Annotated in this window: 16 protein-coding genes; 8 read left to right on the top strand and 8 right to left on the bottom strand. The window is 70.3% G+C overall.

Annotated elements, in window-relative coordinates; all coding sequences use genetic code 11:
• Positions 1-148: 148 nt before the first annotated feature.
• Positions 149-1,519 carry an adenylosuccinate lyase gene (gene purB / locus CSC66_RS11230; protein ID WP_162377479.1) on the bottom strand — a complete coding sequence of 457 codons (1,371 nt, stop codon included), beginning with the start codon at positions 1,517-1,519 and terminating at the stop codon, positions 149-151.
• Between the two features lie 1,007 nt (positions 1,520-2,526).
• Between purB and CSC66_RS11225 the strand changes: the two genes are divergently transcribed.
• Positions 2,527-3,909 carry a class II fumarate hydratase gene (locus CSC66_RS11225; protein ID WP_238394375.1) on the top strand — a complete coding sequence of 461 codons (1,383 nt, stop codon included), beginning with the start codon at positions 2,527-2,529 and terminating at the stop codon, positions 3,907-3,909.
• Between the two features lie 759 nt (positions 3,910-4,668).
• Here CSC66_RS11225 and CSC66_RS11220 read toward each other — a convergent pair.
• From CSC66_RS11220 to CSC66_RS11190, 7 genes are read right to left on the bottom strand one after another with little or no spacing between them, the layout of a single operon-like run.
• Positions 4,669-5,391 carry a YggN family protein gene (locus CSC66_RS11220; protein WP_162377477.1) on the bottom strand — a complete coding sequence of 241 codons (723 nt, stop codon included), beginning with the start codon at positions 5,389-5,391 and terminating at the stop codon, positions 4,669-4,671.
• Between the two features lie 11 nt (positions 5,392-5,402).
• Positions 5,403-6,071, bottom strand: coding sequence for a YggN family protein (locus tag CSC66_RS11215; protein WP_162377476.1), 669 nt, complete (start codon positions 6,069-6,071; stop codon positions 5,403-5,405).
• Positions 6,072-6,091: 20 nt separating this feature from the next.
• Positions 6,092-6,922 (bottom strand): DUF4097 family beta strand repeat-containing protein, encoded by an 831-nt coding sequence (locus CSC66_RS11210; RefSeq protein WP_162377475.1) that lies wholly within the window; start codon positions 6,920-6,922, stop codon positions 6,092-6,094.
• Between the two features lie 35 nt (positions 6,923-6,957).
• On the bottom strand, positions 6,958-7,962 hold the full coding sequence (locus tag CSC66_RS11205) for an ABC transporter permease (RefSeq protein ID WP_162377474.1): 1,005 nt from the start codon (positions 7,960-7,962) through the stop codon (positions 6,958-6,960).
• Positions 7,959-8,867: an ABC transporter ATP-binding protein gene (locus tag CSC66_RS11200; protein ID WP_162377473.1), complete on the bottom strand. Its 909-nt coding sequence runs from the start codon at positions 8,865-8,867 to the stop codon at positions 7,959-7,961. Before CSC66_RS11200 ends, CSC66_RS11205 begins: the two co-directional genes overlap by 4 nt.
• On the bottom strand, positions 8,867-9,229 hold the full coding sequence (locus CSC66_RS11195) for a GntR family transcriptional regulator (RefSeq protein ID WP_162377472.1): 363 nt from the start codon (positions 9,227-9,229) through the stop codon (positions 8,867-8,869). The genes CSC66_RS11200 and CSC66_RS11195 overlap by 1 nt, the downstream gene beginning before the upstream one ends.
• A 2-nt stretch (positions 9,230-9,231) precedes the next feature.
• Complete coding sequence (locus tag CSC66_RS11190) at positions 9,232-9,480, bottom strand: hypothetical protein (protein ID WP_162377369.1); 249 nt, start codon at positions 9,478-9,480, stop codon at positions 9,232-9,234.
• A 144-nt stretch (positions 9,481-9,624) separates the two neighbouring features.
• Here CSC66_RS11190 and CSC66_RS11185 point away from each other — a divergent pair, with 144 nt between their 5' ends.
• From CSC66_RS11185 to carA, 7 genes are all read left to right on the top strand, one after another.
• The gene (locus CSC66_RS11185; RefSeq protein WP_162377471.1) at positions 9,625-10,167 is read left to right on the top strand and encodes a glutathione peroxidase; all 543 of its coding nucleotides are present in this window, start codon (positions 9,625-9,627) and stop codon (positions 10,165-10,167) included.
• Positions 10,168-10,255: 88 nt separating this feature from the next.
• Positions 10,256-11,188 carry an FKBP-type peptidyl-prolyl cis-trans isomerase gene (locus CSC66_RS11180; protein WP_162377470.1) on the top strand — a complete coding sequence of 311 codons (933 nt, stop codon included), beginning with the start codon at positions 10,256-10,258 and terminating at the stop codon, positions 11,186-11,188.
• A gap of 23 nt (positions 11,189-11,211) precedes the next feature.
• Positions 11,212-12,579, top strand: coding sequence for a UDP-glucose dehydrogenase family protein (locus CSC66_RS11175; RefSeq protein ID WP_162377469.1), 1,368 nt, complete (start codon positions 11,212-11,214; stop codon positions 12,577-12,579).
• On the top strand, positions 12,576-12,827 hold the full coding sequence (locus CSC66_RS11170; protein WP_162377468.1) for a SlyX family protein: 252 nt from the start codon (positions 12,576-12,578) through the stop codon (positions 12,825-12,827). The genes CSC66_RS11175 and CSC66_RS11170 overlap by 4 nt, the downstream gene beginning before the upstream one ends.
• 60 nt (positions 12,828-12,887) lie before the next feature.
• The gene (locus CSC66_RS11165) at positions 12,888-13,508 is read left to right on the top strand and encodes a DUF2058 family protein (RefSeq protein ID WP_162377467.1); all 621 of its coding nucleotides are present in this window, start codon (positions 12,888-12,890) and stop codon (positions 13,506-13,508) included.
• Between the two features lie 94 nt (positions 13,509-13,602).
• Positions 13,603-14,331, top strand: a complete 729-nt coding sequence (gene dapB, locus CSC66_RS11160; protein WP_162377466.1) for a 4-hydroxy-tetrahydrodipicolinate reductase — start codon at positions 13,603-13,605, stop codon at positions 14,329-14,331.
• Between the two features lie 185 nt (positions 14,332-14,516).
• Positions 14,517-15,686: a glutamine-hydrolyzing carbamoyl-phosphate synthase small subunit gene (gene carA, locus CSC66_RS11155; protein WP_162377465.1), complete on the top strand. Its 1,170-nt coding sequence runs from the start codon at positions 14,517-14,519 to the stop codon at positions 15,684-15,686.
• Positions 15,687-15,729 lie beyond the last annotated feature (43 nt).

The following is a 15,729-nucleotide window of genomic DNA, read 5'->3' as shown; positions in this document are numbered from 1 at the left end:
GGTCTTCCACGCGGCGCGGTGTGCCCACGATGCCGCGTAGAGCGGGGCTTGCCCCGCTGCTTTCCGGACGTCTCGCGATAAAGCCAGGAGCAGCGGGGCGAGCCCCGCTCTACGATCGGCCGGCGATCGTACCGGGATGCCTGGAGCGTCAGATATCCCGCGCCAGCCGCTCGGCCAGGCCGGTATAGCCGGCCGGGGTGAGCGCGGCCAGGCGCGCGCGCGCGTCCTCGGGCAGGTCGAGCGAAGCGACGAAGCGACGCATGGCCTCGGCGTCGATCCCGTCCTGGCCACGGGTCAGCGCCTTGAGCTGTTCGTAGGGATTGGGCAGGCCGTGGCGGCGCATCACCGTCTGCACCGCTTCGGCCAGCACTTCCCAGGCCGCATCCAGGTCGGCATCCAGGCGCTGCGGGTTCACCTGCAGCTTGCCCAGGCCCTTGCCCAGCGAATCCAGCGCGACCTGGGTGTGGCCGAAGGCGGTGCCCAGCGCGCGCAGCACGGTCGAATCGGTGAGGTCGCGCTGCCAGCGGCTGATCGGCAGCTTGGCCGAGAAGTGCTCGAACAGGGCGTTGGCGATGCCGAAGTTGCCTTCCGCGTTCTCGAAGTCGATCGGGTTGACCTTGTGCGGCATGGTCGAGGAGCCGACTTCGCCTTCCTTGAGCTTCTGCCTGAAGTAGCCCAGCGAGATGTAGCCCCACACGTCGCGGGCCAGGTCGACCAGCACGGTGTTGGCACGGCGGATCGCATCGCCCAGCTCGCCGACGTTGTCGTGCGGCTCGATCTGGGTGGTGTACGGATTGAACGGCAGGCCCAGCCCCTCGACGAAGCGCTGCGCGAACGCCGGCCAGTCCACGTCCGGGTAGCTGGCGACGTGGGCGTTGTAGTTGCCCACCGCGCCGTTGATCTTGCCGGTCAGCTCGACCGCGGCGATCTGCCGGCGCTGGCGCTCGAGGCGGGCGACGACATTGGCCACTTCCTTGCCCAGCGTGGTCGGCGAGGCGGTCTGGCCGTGGGTGCGCGAGAGCATCGGCTGGGCGGCCTGGGCATGGGCGAGCGCGCGCAGCGAGGCGGCGATGCCGTCCAGCGCCGGCAGCAGCACGGTGTCGCGCGCCTCGCGCAGCATCAGCGCATAGGACAGGTTGTTGATGTCCTCGCTGGTGCAGGCGAAGTGGACGAATTCCAGCGCCGGCCCCAGCTCGGCGTCGTCCTTCAGCCGCTCCTTGATCAGGTACTCGACCGCCTTGACGTCGTGGTTGGTGGTGCGCTCGATCTCCTTGACCCGCGCCGCATCGGCGAGCGAGAGACCGTCGGCCAGCGCCCGCAGGCGCTGCACGGCGGCGCCGGAGAACGGCGCCAGCTCGACGATGCCCGGCTCGGCGGCCAGCGCCAGCAACCACTCCACCTCGACCTTCACCCGCGCCTTGATCAGGCCGTACTCGGAGAAGATCGGGCGCAGCGCGTCGACCTTGGAGGCGTAGCGGCCGTCGAGCGGGGACAGGGCGAGCAGGGCGGAATCCGACATGGGAGGGGAGGGCTGGCTGGGAAGACGGGCCGCATAGTTTAGGCCCTGCCGCTCCGGAGCGTGGTTTGCGGCTGCGGTCGGGGGCCTCCTGCCGCGCCGCCGGGCGTTACCGGGGCAAGGCCCAAGAGCCCAGGAGCCAAGGGCCGGGGGCCGGGGGCATGCGGCTCCGGAAGGGGCCGCCGTGACCCGGGGGTATGGCGCCTCCCTCGGGCGGACGTCCTGTCCGTACTCGGGTCGTGGCACATCCATGTGCCACTGGCGCCATACCCCCGGGCCACGACGTCCTCGGGCGGCGGCGGGTTCGCTGCTTCGATCGGAGAGCGGCTTCTCGCTTCGCCTGCGGCGAAGGCATGGGAGTGGCGGGCTGGTCTTTGTGGGAGCACAGCTTGCTGGCGACACGGGCGCCGGGTCTCTGTGGGTGCTGTCCATGCCGACTGCGTCGGGTCGCGGGCGCCTTTCCACGGATGCATGTCCGGTCTCCCCGGCTCCTGCAGGAATCGCGGGCCGGCACGTGTGCCCGCGGCGCCGCTTGAGGGCAAGCACGGCTCCACGACCGAAGCGACGACCGTAAAGCACCCCGAAGACGCGTCGGGCCGGGTGTGTCGTGGCAGCGGCCATGGATGGCCGCGGTAGCGAGTGCGTACAGGGACGTACGCCCGAGCGGCCACGACACACCCGGCCCGGCGCGGCTCAGCCCGAAGTCGACCACCGTGATGAGCTGCGGGTGCGGTTGCGGTCGTGTTGGCAGTTGTTGTCGCCGTTGGTGTTGTGCCTGTTCTTGGAGTTGCCCTTGCAGCATGTTTCCGTCGAACGCAACCACGCAGCGCCCGCAGACGCTGGCGTATCCTCCCGGTTCCAGCCAGCCGCCGGTCCTGCCGGCCGCCCGCCGTAGTCCATCCTCACTGGAGACGGTCATGAGCAAGACATCCACCCGCTCGCGCGCCAAGGCGCCGGCATCTTCGAAAGCGCTGGCCGCCGCCGCGCGCACCCGCACCGAACACGATTCCATGGGCGAGTTGCAGGTTCCCGCCGATGCCCTGTGGGGCGCGCAGACCCAGCGCGCCGTGCAGAACTTTCCGATCTCCGGGCGGCCGATGCCGCGCGGCTTCATCCGCGCGCTCGGCCTGGTCAAGGCGGCCGCCGCCGAGGTCAATGCCGGCCTGGGCCTGCTGCCGAAGAACGTCGCCGGCGCGGTGCGCGCGGCCGCGCTCGAGGTGGCCGCCGGCAACTGGGACGCGCATTTCCCGGTCGACATCTACCAGACCGGGTCGGGCACTTCGTCCAACATGAATGCCAACGAGGTGATCGCCGCGCTGGCCAATGCGTCGGGCAAGGCCGGCAAGGGCCAGGTCCACCCCAACGACCACGTCAACCTGGGCCAGAGCTCCAACGACGTGATCCCCACCGCGATCCGCGTGTCGGCGCAGCTGGGCGTGGTCGAGGAGCTGCTGCCGGCGATCGCGCACCTGCGCAAGACCATCGACCGGCGCGGCCGCGAGCTGCGCCGCGTGGTCAAGACCGGACGCACCCACCTGATGGATGCGATGCCGCTGACCTTCGAGCAGGAGTTCGGTGCCTGGTCGGCGCAGCTCAGGTCGGCGCAGGGGCGTCTGGAAGACAGCCTCGGGCGCCTGCGCCGGCTGCCGCTGGGCGGCACCGCGATCGGCAGCGGCATCAACGCCGATCCGCGCTTCGGCGCGCGCACGGCCAAGGCGATTTCCGCGTTGGCCGGTACCAGGTTCGAGAGCGCCGACGACAAGTTCGAGGGGCTGGCCGCGCAGGACGACGCGGTCGAGCTGTCCGGCCAGCTCAACGCGCTGGCGGTGGCGCTGATCAAGATCGCGAACGATCTTCGCTGGATGAACGCCGGGCCGCTGGCGGGGCTGGGCGAGATCGAGCTGCCGGCGCTGCAGCCGGGCAGTTCGATCATGCCGGGCAAGGTCAACCCGGTGATCCCGGAGGCGACGGTGATGGCCGCCGCGCAGGTGATCGGCCACCACACCGCCATTACCGTGGCCGGCCAGACCGGCAACTTCCAGCTCAACGTGACCCTGCCGCTGATCGCGGCCAACCTGCTCGAATCGATCCAGCTGCTGGCCAACGTGTCGCGGCTGCTGGCCGATTCGGCGATCGCCGGACTGAAGGTGCGGCCGGAGCGGGTGAAGGAAGCGCTGGACCGCAATCCGATCCTGGTCACCGCGCTCAACCCGGTGATCGGCTACGAGAAGGGCGCGGCGATCGCCAAGCAGGCCTACCGGGAAGGCCGTCCGGTGCTGGAGGTGGCAATGGAAGTCACCGGCCTGCCGGCGAAGACGCTGGCGCCGTTGCTGGACCCGGCGGTGCTGGCCAAGGGCGGCATCCACGGCAAGCCGGGCGGTGGCGGCGGCTGAGCGGTTTGCGGCGTTGGACCGCGATCGAGCGGGGTCGGGTTGAGCTCCGGCGTATAGGCCTCGGGCTGGCAGGGGTGCAGCAGCTTCCGGTTGGCGGGGCGTAGCAGCTTCGGGCTGAGCCGCGGTGGATCGGCCTCGGGCCGGCAGGGCGTAGCAGGTTCCGGCTGGCAGGGCGCGGCAGCTTCGGGCTGAGCCGTGACGGACCGTGGGGTCGTGGCCGCTCGACCGCACATCCCTGTGCGGACTCGCTACCGCGGACATCCCTGTCCGCTGCCACGACCCCCACGGTCCGCCACGTCTTGCATGCGCTTTGGGGGTAGTGGCTTCGGTTGTTTCCGTCCGGCCATGCCGGGCCCGGCTGCTGCTTCTGGAAGTCCGATCAACGACCTGCCCCTAAAGCGCCGAGGACGCCGTGTCCCGGGGATCGGGGGCAAGTGGCACAGGGATGTGCCACGGCCGCGAGTGCGGACAGGACGTCCGCCCGAGCGGTGCACCCGATCCCCGGGGCACGGCGGCCCCGTCCGGAGCCAGCGACCTGCGGCTGCCTTTGGTTCCGGCTCCCGCTCTGGCTCTGGCTCAGGGGTTGGCTTTGCCCAAGAGCAGCGCAACGCGGCGCAAAGCAGCGGAACCACGCGAGGACCCGAAGACCCCGGACTTTCAGCCCAGGGGTCCCCGCCAGCCATGTCATCCAGCCGTGTCATGGCCGGACCCCACCGGCGGCGCGCACGTGGCGTGTCCGGCCGGGGGGAGGTAAAGCGATCAGTCCTGCGGGCGGGCGGCTGCCGCGTCGGCCTCGGCGGCGGCATCGGTGGCGTGCCCGGAGTCCGTATCGCGTTCGGTATGCACGCTGGCGTTCGCGCCGGCCTGGTTGAAGTCGTAATCGCCGTCGTGGCGGCAGTCGTCGATGTCGGTCTGGTCCATGGTCGCGTAGGGCTGGAAGGCGGGCAGGGCTGCGGCGAGTGCCTGCTGCGAGGCCAGCAGCGGCGGCAGGGCGTCGCAGATCTTCATGGCGTCGGCCTCGATCTGCTTGCCGCGCGCCTCCATCTCCTTGCTGAACTCCTCGCTGTCGCCGTTGAACACGCTCTTGAGCGCGCCGGTGGCCGCTTCCAGGCCCAGGTCCGCACCCTGCATGCCGACCGCGATGCCGGCCTGCGCGACGGCGACCAGGTTGGCGCGATGGGCCAGCAGCAGCTTGCGTTGCGCCTCGTCCACCGCCACCGGCTTGCCGCCGACGATGAAGTCGCCCTGCGGGCTGATCTCGGCCTTGGGCTCGCCGGATTCCTCGCCCACGCGGATGTTCTCGCTGGCCAGCTCGCGGCTGGCCTCGGCCATGGCCTCCTGGATCTTGCGGCCCAGGGCGGTATTGGCCGGCGCGGCGGTGCCGGCCTGGCCGCCGGCATCGGTGGACGGCGCCGGGTCGTTGTTGCCGCAGGCGGCCAGCGGCAGCAGGGCGAACAGGGTCAGGGCATGGAGCTTGCGCATGGTCGGTTCCTTCAGTTCAGTGCGAATTCCCGGCGGACATCGGTCTCGCAGCCCTTGACGTCGTCCGCCTCCAGGGTGGCGTAGGGCCGGAACTGCGGCAGGCTCTGCGCCAGGAGCTGTTGCGAGGCGTGCAGCGCCGGCAGGCCCTGGCAGATCTGGATGATGCCCGGCTCGATCGACGCCTTGATGGTCTTCTCCAGGTTGCGCTCGAGGCTGCCGGTCATGGCGCTGAGCATCAGGCTGAAGATCCCGCGGTCGACCGCGTCGATGGCCATCTGCGCGCTGCGTTCGCCGATGTCGATCCCGGCCAGGGCGATGTCCAGCACCTGGCGGCGGTAGGCGAGCAGTGCCTCGCGCTGGCGCGCATCGATGGCCACGGCCTTGCCGTCGACCAGGAAGTCGCCGCGCGGGGTGATTTCCGCGCGCGGCAGCGAAGCGTCGGCATGGGCGCGCTTGCCGGACTTGCCGAAATGGAGGCCGTCGCCCAGCTCCAGGTTGCCCGTTTCCAGTTCGGCGCGGGCGGCGGCCAGCTCGCTGCGGACTTCCTTGCGCGCCTCGGCCAGCTCGGCGCTGATCTCGCGGCTGATTTCGCTTTCGCTGGCGTCGGCGGCATGCGCGCCCAGCGGCAGCACGGCAGCCAGCAGCAGGGGCAGGAGGAGGCGGCGCGGATGGAGGTTCATGATGGCTCTCCGTCAGGGTTTCAGTCGCGGCGCGGCAGGTCGACCGCGCCGGTGATGTCGCTGTGGTCGACGCCGCCGCTGCCGATCGAGCCGACCGACAGGCTGGCGGCGCCGCGCACGTTCGCGCCGCCCGAGCCCACCGAGCCGATCCGGACCGCGCCGCCGACCTTGTTCAACTCGGCGTCGCCGGATCCGATCGAGCCGACGCGGACGTCGCCCCGCGCGCCGTCCAGCTCGAAGTCGCCGGAACCAATGCTGCCGACCTCCACCGCGCCGCCGATGGCGCGCGCCTTGATGTCGCCCGAGCCGATCGACAGGACATTGAGCGAGCCGGCGCCGTCGACCTCGATGTCGCCGGAACCGACCTTCGCGGTCACCGCCCCGCGAATATTGCGCAGCACGGCGTCGCCGGAGCCGACGTCGGCGCTGGCCGCCGCGGCGCCGTCGATCGAGCCGTCCCCCGAGCCGACCACCAGTTGCACCAGCACGTCGGCCGGCACGGTGCCCGACAGCTCCATCCAGGCGTAGTTCTCGCCGAACAGGCTCGACAGCCCGGGATCCTTCTCGCGGCGCAGGCGTACCACCAGGGTGTCGCCCTTGCGCTCCTGGGTCACGGTCAGGTCCGCCAGCCACTGCGGCTTGCTGGCGCAGGCGCGGCCCCGCACGGCGTGGCTCGGGCCCTCGGTGGCGCGCAGGTCGATGTCGAACTGGTTGGTCTCGACCCGGATCTTCCTGATCCCGGCCACGTCCAGCTGCAGCTGGCGCGGCGCGGTGTGGGTGCAGTTGTCGCCGGCCAGGGCCAGGGACGGGGCGAGCAGCAGCGGAAGCAGCAGGGTCAGGACGGGACGCATCGCGATACCTCGGCAAGTTCGGGGCGGCGGGAAGTTCAGCCTTCGTCGCGCCAGCGGCGCAGGCGGATGGCGGCGGCGATGAAGGCGACGCCGACCACCGCGCCGATCCACAGGTCGGCCGTGGCGAAGACGTGCCAGCTGCGGGTCAGGTCGATCGCGCCGGCCAGGTCGTCGGGCGTGCCGATGTGCGCCGACTCGCCGACCACGCCGCCCACCACCGGGTACCAGCCGCCGGGGATCACGCTCAGCAGGCCGCGGTAGACCACCGTGTACCAGACCTTGTCGTGGGCGATGTCCACGCCCGGCAGGATCGTCATCATGCTGATCACCACGCAGGCCAGCACCGGCACCAGCACCGCCCACAGGAACGGCTTGGAGCGCGCCCAGGCCGAGCAGAACATCAGCCAGCCCACGGTCGGCAGCGCCCAGACCATGTACACCGGCAGCGAGGCCAGCACGCCGCCGATGATGCGCATGGGATGCGACTGGGTGAACACCGCGTGCGCGGCGGGCACGCCGTTGACGGTGATGGTCAGCGCCGAGATCACCCACAGCGCCACGCCGATCAGCAGGCCCACGCCGATCGCCCACAGCGGCGCCAGCACCAGCGCCCAGGCGGCCTTGGAGAGGACCATCTGCGAATCGGACACCGGCAGCGACTTCCAGAACAGCACGCTGCGGTCGCGGCGGTCGTCGTACAGGGAGCCCAGCGCGTAGAAGAACACCACGAAGGCGAGCACCACGCAGGCCAGCACCACGCCGCCGAGCAGCATGCCGTCGCCCATCGCGCCGAGCGCCTGGCCGATCTGGTGGGCGTCGGTGTCGTCGTCGAACACGAAGCCGCTGCTGCCCATGCTGCGGCGCGCGGCGATGCTGCCGATCACCGCCAGGATCAGGTTCAGGCCGACGATAATCGCGCCGGTGATCAGCGGCGCCCAGAAGAAACCGCCACGGTTTTCCCAGTATTCGCGCTGCAGCAGCCACTTGAACCTGGCCGTGCCGTGGGCGGGGGAGGCGGTCGATGCGGTCAGGGCGTTCATGCGTAGGTCCCCTTCATGATGGCGACGAACAGGTCGGCGAGGCCGGGGTTGCGGGTCTCGCCCAGGGTCGACAGCTGCGCCCTCGGCACGCCGTCGTAGAGCAGCACGGTCTTGCCGAAGGGCAGGGCGCGCTCGTCGATGGGCCTGAGCGCACGCGCCGCTTCCAGCGCGTCGCTGCCCACCAGCACCTCGGTGTAGCGTTCGGCCACGTCCTCCATCGGCGAGGACAGCACCATCCGGCCATCGCGGATGAACAGCACGTCGGTGAGGATGTGTTCGATCTCCTCGACCTGGTGGGTGGTGACCAGGATGGTCTTGTTCTCGTCGAAGTAGTCCTCCAGCAGGCGCTGGTAGAACTGCTTGCGGTAGAGGATGTCCAGGCCCAGGGTCGGCTCGTCGAGCACCAGCAGGCGGGCGTCGATGGCCATGACCAGCGCCAGGTGCAGCTGCACGATCATGCCCTTGGACATCTCGCGCACCCGCAGCTTGGGGTGCAGCTGGGTGTTGGCGAGGAAGCGCTCGCACTTGGCCCGGTCGAACCGCGGATGCACGCCGGCGACGAAGTCGATCGCCTCGCGAACCCGGATCCAGCGCGGCAGCACCGCCACGTCGGCGATGAAGCAGACGTCGTTCATCAGCTCGTCGCGCTGGGTCCGCGGGTCCTTGCCCAGCACGCTCAGCTGGCCCTCGAACGGGGTCAGGCCGAGGATCGCCTTCAGTGCGGTGGTCTTGCCGGCGCCGTTGGGGCCGATCAGGCCGACGATGCGGCCGGCGCCGATCTCGAAGTCGGCGCCGGAGACGGCCACCTTGTTCTTGTAGGCCTTGCGCAGGCCGCGGGCGGTGACGACCGCGCCGGTGGCGGTGCTGGCGCCGGGGTCGGCGATGTGGGAATCGGCAGCGTTCATCAGTGGTTCCCCTGGGGGTTGAGCAGGTCTTGGAGGGACAGGCCCAGGCGCTGGATGCGCTCGGCCACGGCCGGCCATTCGTCCTTCAGGAAGCGCTCGCGTTCGCTGCTGCGCAGCTGCCGGGAAGCCTCTTCGGTAACGAACATGCCCAGGCCGCGCCGCTTCTCGACCAGGCCCTCGTCGGCCAGCTCCTGGTAGGCGCGGGAGACGGTGATCGGGTTGAGCTGGTACTCGGCGGCCACCTGGCGGACCGAGGGCAGGGCCTCGCCCGGTTTCAGGATCCCGTCGAGCATCATGGCGATCACGCGGTCCTTCAGTTGGCGGTAGATGGGAGCGCCGTCGCTCCACTGGATGTCACTCATGGTCAACCCCGTGAGCGCAGCGACTGCGCAAAGGAGAAATAGGGCATGGTCGACGAGGCCCGCAGCCTGCGCGCCGGCCGCTCCGCGGCCGCGTCCAGGCCGGCGTCGCCGCGTTCCGCGGCAGCCTCGGCAAGTCCATAATCACCACGGCGTCCATCGTGGTCGGGCAGCCACCGGGTCGCTCCCACGACCGCGACGGTCACGGCCACGGCCATGAACCAGGAGCGGTAGGCGGACAGGGTGCTTTTCATGCGGGTGTCCTGCGTTGGGTGACTGGTGTTGTATTCAACTATAACACCTAAACACAGGGTGTCAACCCTCCACCCACCCAACCAATGGCCTATCCACGGGTATTTCTTCGTAAGGAGCCGTTCGTGACATTCAAGTCATTGTTTATGAAAGGGTTGCTTGTGCTCGCGACCGTGCCGGCGGTAGCCGCGGCGCCGGCCCTGCTGGACCTGGAGTACCGTCCGCTGGCCGGCAAGACCGCGGTGAACCTGAACGAGCAGCAGGGCGGCAAGGTCCTGCTGGTGGTCAACACCGCGAGCAAGTGCGGGTACACCCCCCAGTACGAAGGGCTGGAAGCGCTGCAACAGCGCTACGGCGCCCGCGGTTTCGCCGTGCTCGGTTTCCCGTCCAACGACTTCCGCGGACAGGAACCCGGCAGCGAGGAGCAGATCCAGGAGTTCTGCACGCTCACCTATGGGGTGAAGTTCCCGATGTACGAGAAGGTGCACGTCACCGGGCCGGAGACCACCGAGCTCTACCGGCGCCTGCAGGCGGCCACCGGCGTGGCGCCGGGGTGGAACTTCCACAAGTACCTGGTCTCGCGCGACGGACGCGTGGTCGGCAACTGGCCCAGCAAGGTCAAGCCGGACGATCCGGCGCTGGTCGCGGCGATCGAGCGCGAGCTGAAGGCGCCGGCGCCGAAGCGCTGATGCATCAACCCAGGTCGCCGGCGCGTGCGACAATGCGCGTCCGCCGGCATGGCCGGGCGGAACGAACCACCCTTCAGGGAACCAACGAATGAACAACCGCATGCGCGGCGCCCTGGCGTCGCTGGTGATGGGAGCGAGCATGATGGCAGGAGCCGCCGTGGCACAGGACAAGACGACCCTGGCCACCGACAAGGAGAAGGTGAGCTACGCGATCGGCCTCGACGTGGCCCGCTCGTTCCAGCCCATCGCCCAGGACGTCGATTTCGGCGCGATGCAGCGCGCGCTCGAGAACGCGCTGGCCGGCGGCAAGCCGCTGCAGTCCGAGGAGCAGGCGCAGGCCACCAGCACCGCGCTGCAGACCGCCGTCGCCGTGCGCTCGGGCCAGCGGGTGCCGGGCGTGCCGCCGGGCGGCGAGCCGCCGGCACCGTCGAAGGAACAGGTCGGCCTGCTGGTCGGCGACCGCATGGTCGGCCCCTCGCTGCTGCCGCTGAAGGACGAGATCGACGTCGCCGTGCTGATGCAGGCGGTGCGCACAAGCCTGGGCAAGGCCGGCTCGCCGCTGATGACCGAGCAGGAGGCGATGTCGACCCTGCAGGCGTTCATGGCGCGCCAGCAGGGCGCCGCGGGCGAGAAGAACCGCAGCGAAGGCGCCGCGTTCCTGGCCGCCAACCGCTCGCAGAAGGGCGTGCTTACCACGCCGTCGGGGCTGCAGTACATGGTCCTGCGCGAAGGCAGCGGCGCCCGGCCGCTGGCCAGCGACACCGTGCGCGTCAACTACGAAGGCAAGCTGCTGGACGGCACCATGTTCGACAGCTCCTATGAGCGCGGCGAGCCGGTCGAGTTCCCGCTCAACCGCGTCATCGCCGGTTGGACCGAGGGCGTGGCGCTGATGCCGGTCGGCGCCAAGTACCGTTTCTGGATTCCGTCCGACCTGGCCTACGGCCCCGGCGGCAGCCCGCCGCGGATCGGCCCGAACGCGACGCTGACCTTCGACGTCGAACTGCTCGGCATCGTCCCGTAAGGGGCCGCGGCGGGAGCACGCACGTGCGCGTTTCGATTTTCGGTACCGGTTACGTCGGCCTGGTCACGGGAGCGTGCCTGGCCGAGGTCGGCCATGACGTGGTCTGCGTCGACGTGGACGCAGCCAAGATCGAAGGGCTGAGGAACGGCCAGGTGCCGATCTACGAGCCGGGGCTGGAACCGATGGTCCGGGCCAGCCACGCCGCCGGCCGCCTGCATTTCACCACCGACGCGGCCGCCGCGATCGCCCATGGCGAGATCGTGTTCATCGCGGTGGGCACGCCGCCGGACGAAGACGGCAGCGCCGACCTGCAGTACGTGCTGGCGGTGGCCCGGACCATCGGCCGGCACATCGACCGGCCGCTGGTCGTGGTGGACAAGTCGACCGTGCCGGTAGGTACCGCCGACCGGGTGCGCGGGGCGATCGCGGCCGAACTGGAGGCGCGCGGCGTCGAGGTGGCATTCGACGTGGTGTCCAACCCCGAGTTCCTGAAAGAGGGGGATGCGGTCGCCGACTGCATGCGTCCGGACCGCATCGTCATCGGCGCCGACAATCCCGCCGCGGTTGCGCGGATGCGGCGCCTGTACGCCGCCTTCAGCCGCAACCACGACCGTTTCGTGGTGATGGACGTGCGTTCGGCCGAGCTGACCAAGTACGCCGCCAATGCGATGCTGGCGACCAAGATCAGTTTCATGAACGAGATCGCCAACATCGCCGAACGCGTCGGTGCCGACATCGAGGCGGTGCGCCAGGGGATCGGCTCCGATCCGCGGATCGGCCGGCATTTCATCTATGCCGGCGCCGGTTACGGCGGGTCGTGCTTCCCCAAGGACGTGCAGGCGCTGGCGCGCACGGCCCGCCAGAACGGTTACGCGGCGGAACTGCTCGAAGCCGTGGAGTCGGTCAATTTCCGGCAGAAGGGCCGCCTGTTCGAGCTGGTCCAGCAGCACTACGACCGCGGCGAGGACGAAGGCGTGCGCGGCAAGGTCTTCGCGGTGTGGGGGCTGGCCTTCAAGCCCAACACCGACGACATGCGCGAGGCGTCCAGCCGCCGCCTGCTGGAGCAGCTCTGGGAGGCCGGCGCGAGCGTCCGCGCCTACGACCCCGAGGCGACCGGGGAGGCGCGGCGGATCTTCGGCGAGCGCGACGACCTGGTGCTGTGCACGTCGGCCGCATCGGCGCTCGAAGGGGCCGACGCATTGGCCGTGGTGACCGAGTGGAAGGAATTCCGCAGCCCGGATTTCTCCCGCCTGCACGCGGCGCTGGGCGACGCGGTGGTGTTCGACGGGCGCAACCTGTACGAGCCGGAGGAGGTGGAGGCCGCCGGCCTGGCCTACTACGGCATCGGGCGCGGCCGTTCGGTACGGGCGGCAACCAGGAGCGTGGCATGAGTCCGGCACAGGAACAGATTCCCGGCCTGGGGCCGGCCAGCGGCCTGGAGCAGCGCCTGGTCGAGCTGGAAACGCGGCTGGCCTTCCAGGAGCACGCCCTGGCCGAGCTGGGCGACGCGCTGGCCGAGGCGCGGCTGGAGCGTGCCCGCAGCGACGAACTGCTGCAGGCGGTCCTGGCCGACCTGCGCGGGCTGCGTGGCGCGCTGTACGCCGACGCCGGCAGCGAACCGCCGCCGCCCCACTACTGACAGCCCACCTACCTGGCTTGCGGCCCTCACGCCGCTGGCCGACAGCTCCGACGATCGACGATGACCGACAGCCTGCGCGACCAGTTGCTCAACCTCGGCTTCAAGCCCGCGCCTGCGCCCGAGCGCAAGCCCGGCGGCAAGCCGCCGCATGCCAAGTCCGTGGCGGGGCAGGGCAAGCCTGGCGGCACCCGCGGCGAGAGGCGGGACGGCGCAGCGTCGCGCGGCCCGCGCAAACCCGGCGCCCACGGCGGCTCGGCGGAGATGGATCTGGGCAAGGCCTTCGCGTTGCGTGCGCAGAAGGAAAAGCAGGAACGCATCGAAGCCGAGCAGCGCAGGCAGGAGGAGGCACGCCAGCGTCGCGAGGCCCGCGCCAGGCTGGAAGCGCTGCTGCAGGACAAGGGCCTGAACGATCCGGCCGCCGAGATCGCACGCCATTTCGAGTACGGCGGCAAGATCAAGCGCATCTACGTCAACGAAGCGCAGCTGAAGGCGCTCAACGCCGGCGAGCTGGGCGTGGTCCAGCTCAACGGCCGCTACCTGCTGGTCGAGGCGGCGGTGCTGGCCGAGGCGGAGGCCGTCTTCCCCGCCGCGCTGGCGTTGAAGGTCGACCCCTCCGCACCTGCCGGCGACGATCCGTACGCCGATCCGCGCTACCAGGTGCCGGACGACCTGGTTTGGTAACCCTGCGGCTGCGGCCGCCGCGTCGGCGATTCCGCGTGGATCGCCCGCGTCCGACTTGCCGCGCGGGCGCGCGGGCGGCTAGCCTCGTCGGACTATGAATACCAAGCCTCTGCGGGTTCTCATCCACGGCGCGTCCGGGCGCATGGGCCAGGCGCTGCTCCGGCTGGCGGCCGGAGCGCCGGAAACCTGGCAGGTGGTGGCCGCGGTAACCGGGCGGTCGCCGGCGCAGCGGGTAGTGGACGGGGTCCCGTTTTTCGCCGGGGGCGAGCTGGCCGGCGTGCCGGAGTTCGACGTGGCGGTCGATTTCAGCCTGCCCGAGGGCTTCGATCCGGTGCTGGCGCTGTGCGTGGCGCGCCGGCGGGCACTGGTGTCGGGGACGACCGGCCTGGCGGCCGATCAACGCGCGGCGCTGGAATCGGCGGCCGCGACGATTCCGGTGTTGTGGGCGTCCAACTTCAGCGTCGGGGTCGCCGTGCTCGACGAGCTGGTGGAGCGCGCGGCGCGTGCACTGCCGGGCTGGGACTGCGACATCGTCGAATCGCACCACGTCCACAAGAAGGATGCGCCGTCCGGCACCGCACTCACCCTGGGCGAATCGGCCGGGCGCGGCGGGGCGCAGGCGCGCTATGCCAGCCTGCGCGCCGGCGACATCGTCGGCGAACACGTGGTCCAGTTCGCCGGGCAGGGTGAGCGCATCGAACTGGTCCATCGCGCCACCAGCCGCGACATCTTCGCCCGTGGCGCGCTGCAGGCCGCGACCCGGCTGGCCGGACGCGATCCCGGCCTGCATACGATGCGCGGACTGCTGTTCGGCCTGGACTGAACGCGTCCGGCTGTCGTATTCAGCGACGCCGCGGCGGCGTTTCCTTTTGCGGCCTTCGCCGGTACAATTCTCGCTCGCCTGTTACCCCCGCCCCGGACCGGAGAGAAACCGAGTCCGCGGTTTCTTGCAGCCCGGCTCCGACGCGCCCGGCCGCGACAGGGCTCCCCCACACCAAGGCGAACGACGTGACCCAACCCGCAATCCTCGTCCTCGAAGACGGCACCGTGTTCGAGGGCGAATCCGTAGGCGCCAGCGGCCTGTCGGTCGGCGAAGTGGTGTTCAACACCGCCATGACCGGTTACCAGGAGATCGTCACCGATCCCTCCTACGCCCGCCAGCTGGTCACCCTCACGTATCCCCACATCGGCAACACCGGTTGCACCGACCAGGACGACGAGGCTGCCAAGGTCTGGTCGGCCGGCCTGATCGTGCGCGACGTGCCGCGCCGCCCGAGCAGCTGGCGCAGCCAGGCCTCGCTGCAGGACTGGCTGGCGGCGCGCGGCGTGGTCGCCATCGCCGGCATCGATACCCGCAAGCTGACCCGGATCCTGCGCGAGCGCGGTGCCCAGAACGGCGCGCTGATGGCCGGCACGATCGACGTCGAGCAGGCGCTCGAGGCGGCGCGCAAGTTCCCCGGCCTGAAGGGCATGGACCTGGCCAAGGTGGTCAGCACCACCGAGCCGTATCGCTGGACCGAGGGACAACTGGACCTCGACAGCGGCGGGTTCGTCGCCCTGGGCAGCAAGCGCATTGGAAAGTCCGCACATGGAAGTGCGGGCTCTTGCGAGGGACTCGCATACAAGGTCGTGGCCTACGACTTCGGGGTGAAGACCAACATCCTGCGCATGCTCGCCGAGCGCGGCTGCGAGGTCACCGTGGTGCCGGCGCAGACGCCCGCCGCGGAGGTGCTGGCGATGTCGCCGCACGGGGTGTTCATGTCCAACGGGCCGGGCGACCCCGAGCCGTGCGACTACGCGATCGCCGCGATCCGCGAGTTCACGGCGAAGAAGGTGCCGCTGTTCGGCATCTGCCTGGGCCACCAGCTGCTGGCGCTGGCCGCCGGCGCGAAGACGCTGAAGATGGGCCATGGCCACCATGGCGCCAACCATCCGGTGATCGACCTCGACACCGGGCGGGTGATGATCACCTCGCAGAACCACGGCTTCGCGGTCGACGAGTCGACCCTGCCGGGCAACGTGCGCGTCACCCACCGCTCGCTGTTCGACGGCACCAACCAGGGCATCGAGCTGACCGACGCCCCGGCCTTCAGCTTCCAGGGGCATCCGGAAGCCTCGCCCGGCCCGCACGACGTGGCGCCGCTGTTCGACCGTTTCGTGGCGTCGATGGCGGCTTGAGCCCGCCTTCGCGCCGTCTTGCTGGAATCCACACGCGACAGGA

Origin of the sequence: Pseudoxanthomonas kaohsiungensis (genome assembly GCF_010211765.1) — a bacterium.
Taxonomy (GTDB): domain Bacteria; phylum Pseudomonadota; class Gammaproteobacteria; order Xanthomonadales; family Xanthomonadaceae; genus Pseudoxanthomonas; species Pseudoxanthomonas kaohsiungensis.
This window is presented reverse-complemented; position numbering and strand designations above follow the sequence as displayed.

Coding starts and splice junctions, on each gene's coding strand:
- purB (WP_162377479.1), bottom strand. CDS start 1,519: ATGTCGGATTCCGCCCTGCTCGCCCTGTCCCCGCTCGACGGCCGCTAC.
- CSC66_RS11225 (WP_238394375.1), top strand. CDS start 2,527: ATGGGCGAGTTGCAGGTTCCCGCCGATGCCCTGTGGGGCGCGCAGACC.
- CSC66_RS11220 (WP_162377477.1), bottom strand. CDS start 5,391: ATGCGCAAGCTCCATGCCCTGACCCTGTTCGCCCTGCTGCCGCTGGCC.
- CSC66_RS11215 (WP_162377476.1), bottom strand. CDS start 6,071: ATGAACCTCCATCCGCGCCGCCTCCTCCTGCCCCTGCTGCTGGCTGCC.
- CSC66_RS11210 (WP_162377475.1), bottom strand. CDS start 6,922: ATGCGTCCCGTCCTGACCCTGCTGCTTCCGCTGCTGCTCGCCCCGTCC.
- CSC66_RS11205 (WP_162377474.1), bottom strand. CDS start 7,962: ATGAACGCCCTGACCGCATCGACCGCCTCCCCCGCCCACGGCACGGCC.
- CSC66_RS11200 (WP_162377473.1), bottom strand. CDS start 8,867: ATGAACGCTGCCGATTCCCACATCGCCGACCCCGGCGCCAGCACCGCC.
- CSC66_RS11195 (WP_162377472.1), bottom strand. CDS start 9,229: ATGAGTGACATCCAGTGGAGCGACGGCGCTCCCATCTACCGCCAACTG.
- CSC66_RS11190 (WP_162377369.1), bottom strand. CDS start 9,480: ATGAAAAGCACCCTGTCCGCCTACCGCTCCTGGTTCATGGCCGTGGCC.
- CSC66_RS11185 (WP_162377471.1), top strand. CDS start 9,625: ATGAAAGGGTTGCTTGTGCTCGCGACCGTGCCGGCGGTAGCCGCGGCG.
- CSC66_RS11180 (WP_162377470.1), top strand. CDS start 10,256: ATGAACAACCGCATGCGCGGCGCCCTGGCGTCGCTGGTGATGGGAGCG.
- CSC66_RS11170 (WP_162377468.1), top strand. CDS start 12,576: ATGAGTCCGGCACAGGAACAGATTCCCGGCCTGGGGCCGGCCAGCGGC.
- CSC66_RS11165 (WP_162377467.1), top strand. CDS start 12,888: ATGACCGACAGCCTGCGCGACCAGTTGCTCAACCTCGGCTTCAAGCCC.
- dapB (WP_162377466.1), top strand. CDS start 13,603: ATGAATACCAAGCCTCTGCGGGTTCTCATCCACGGCGCGTCCGGGCGC.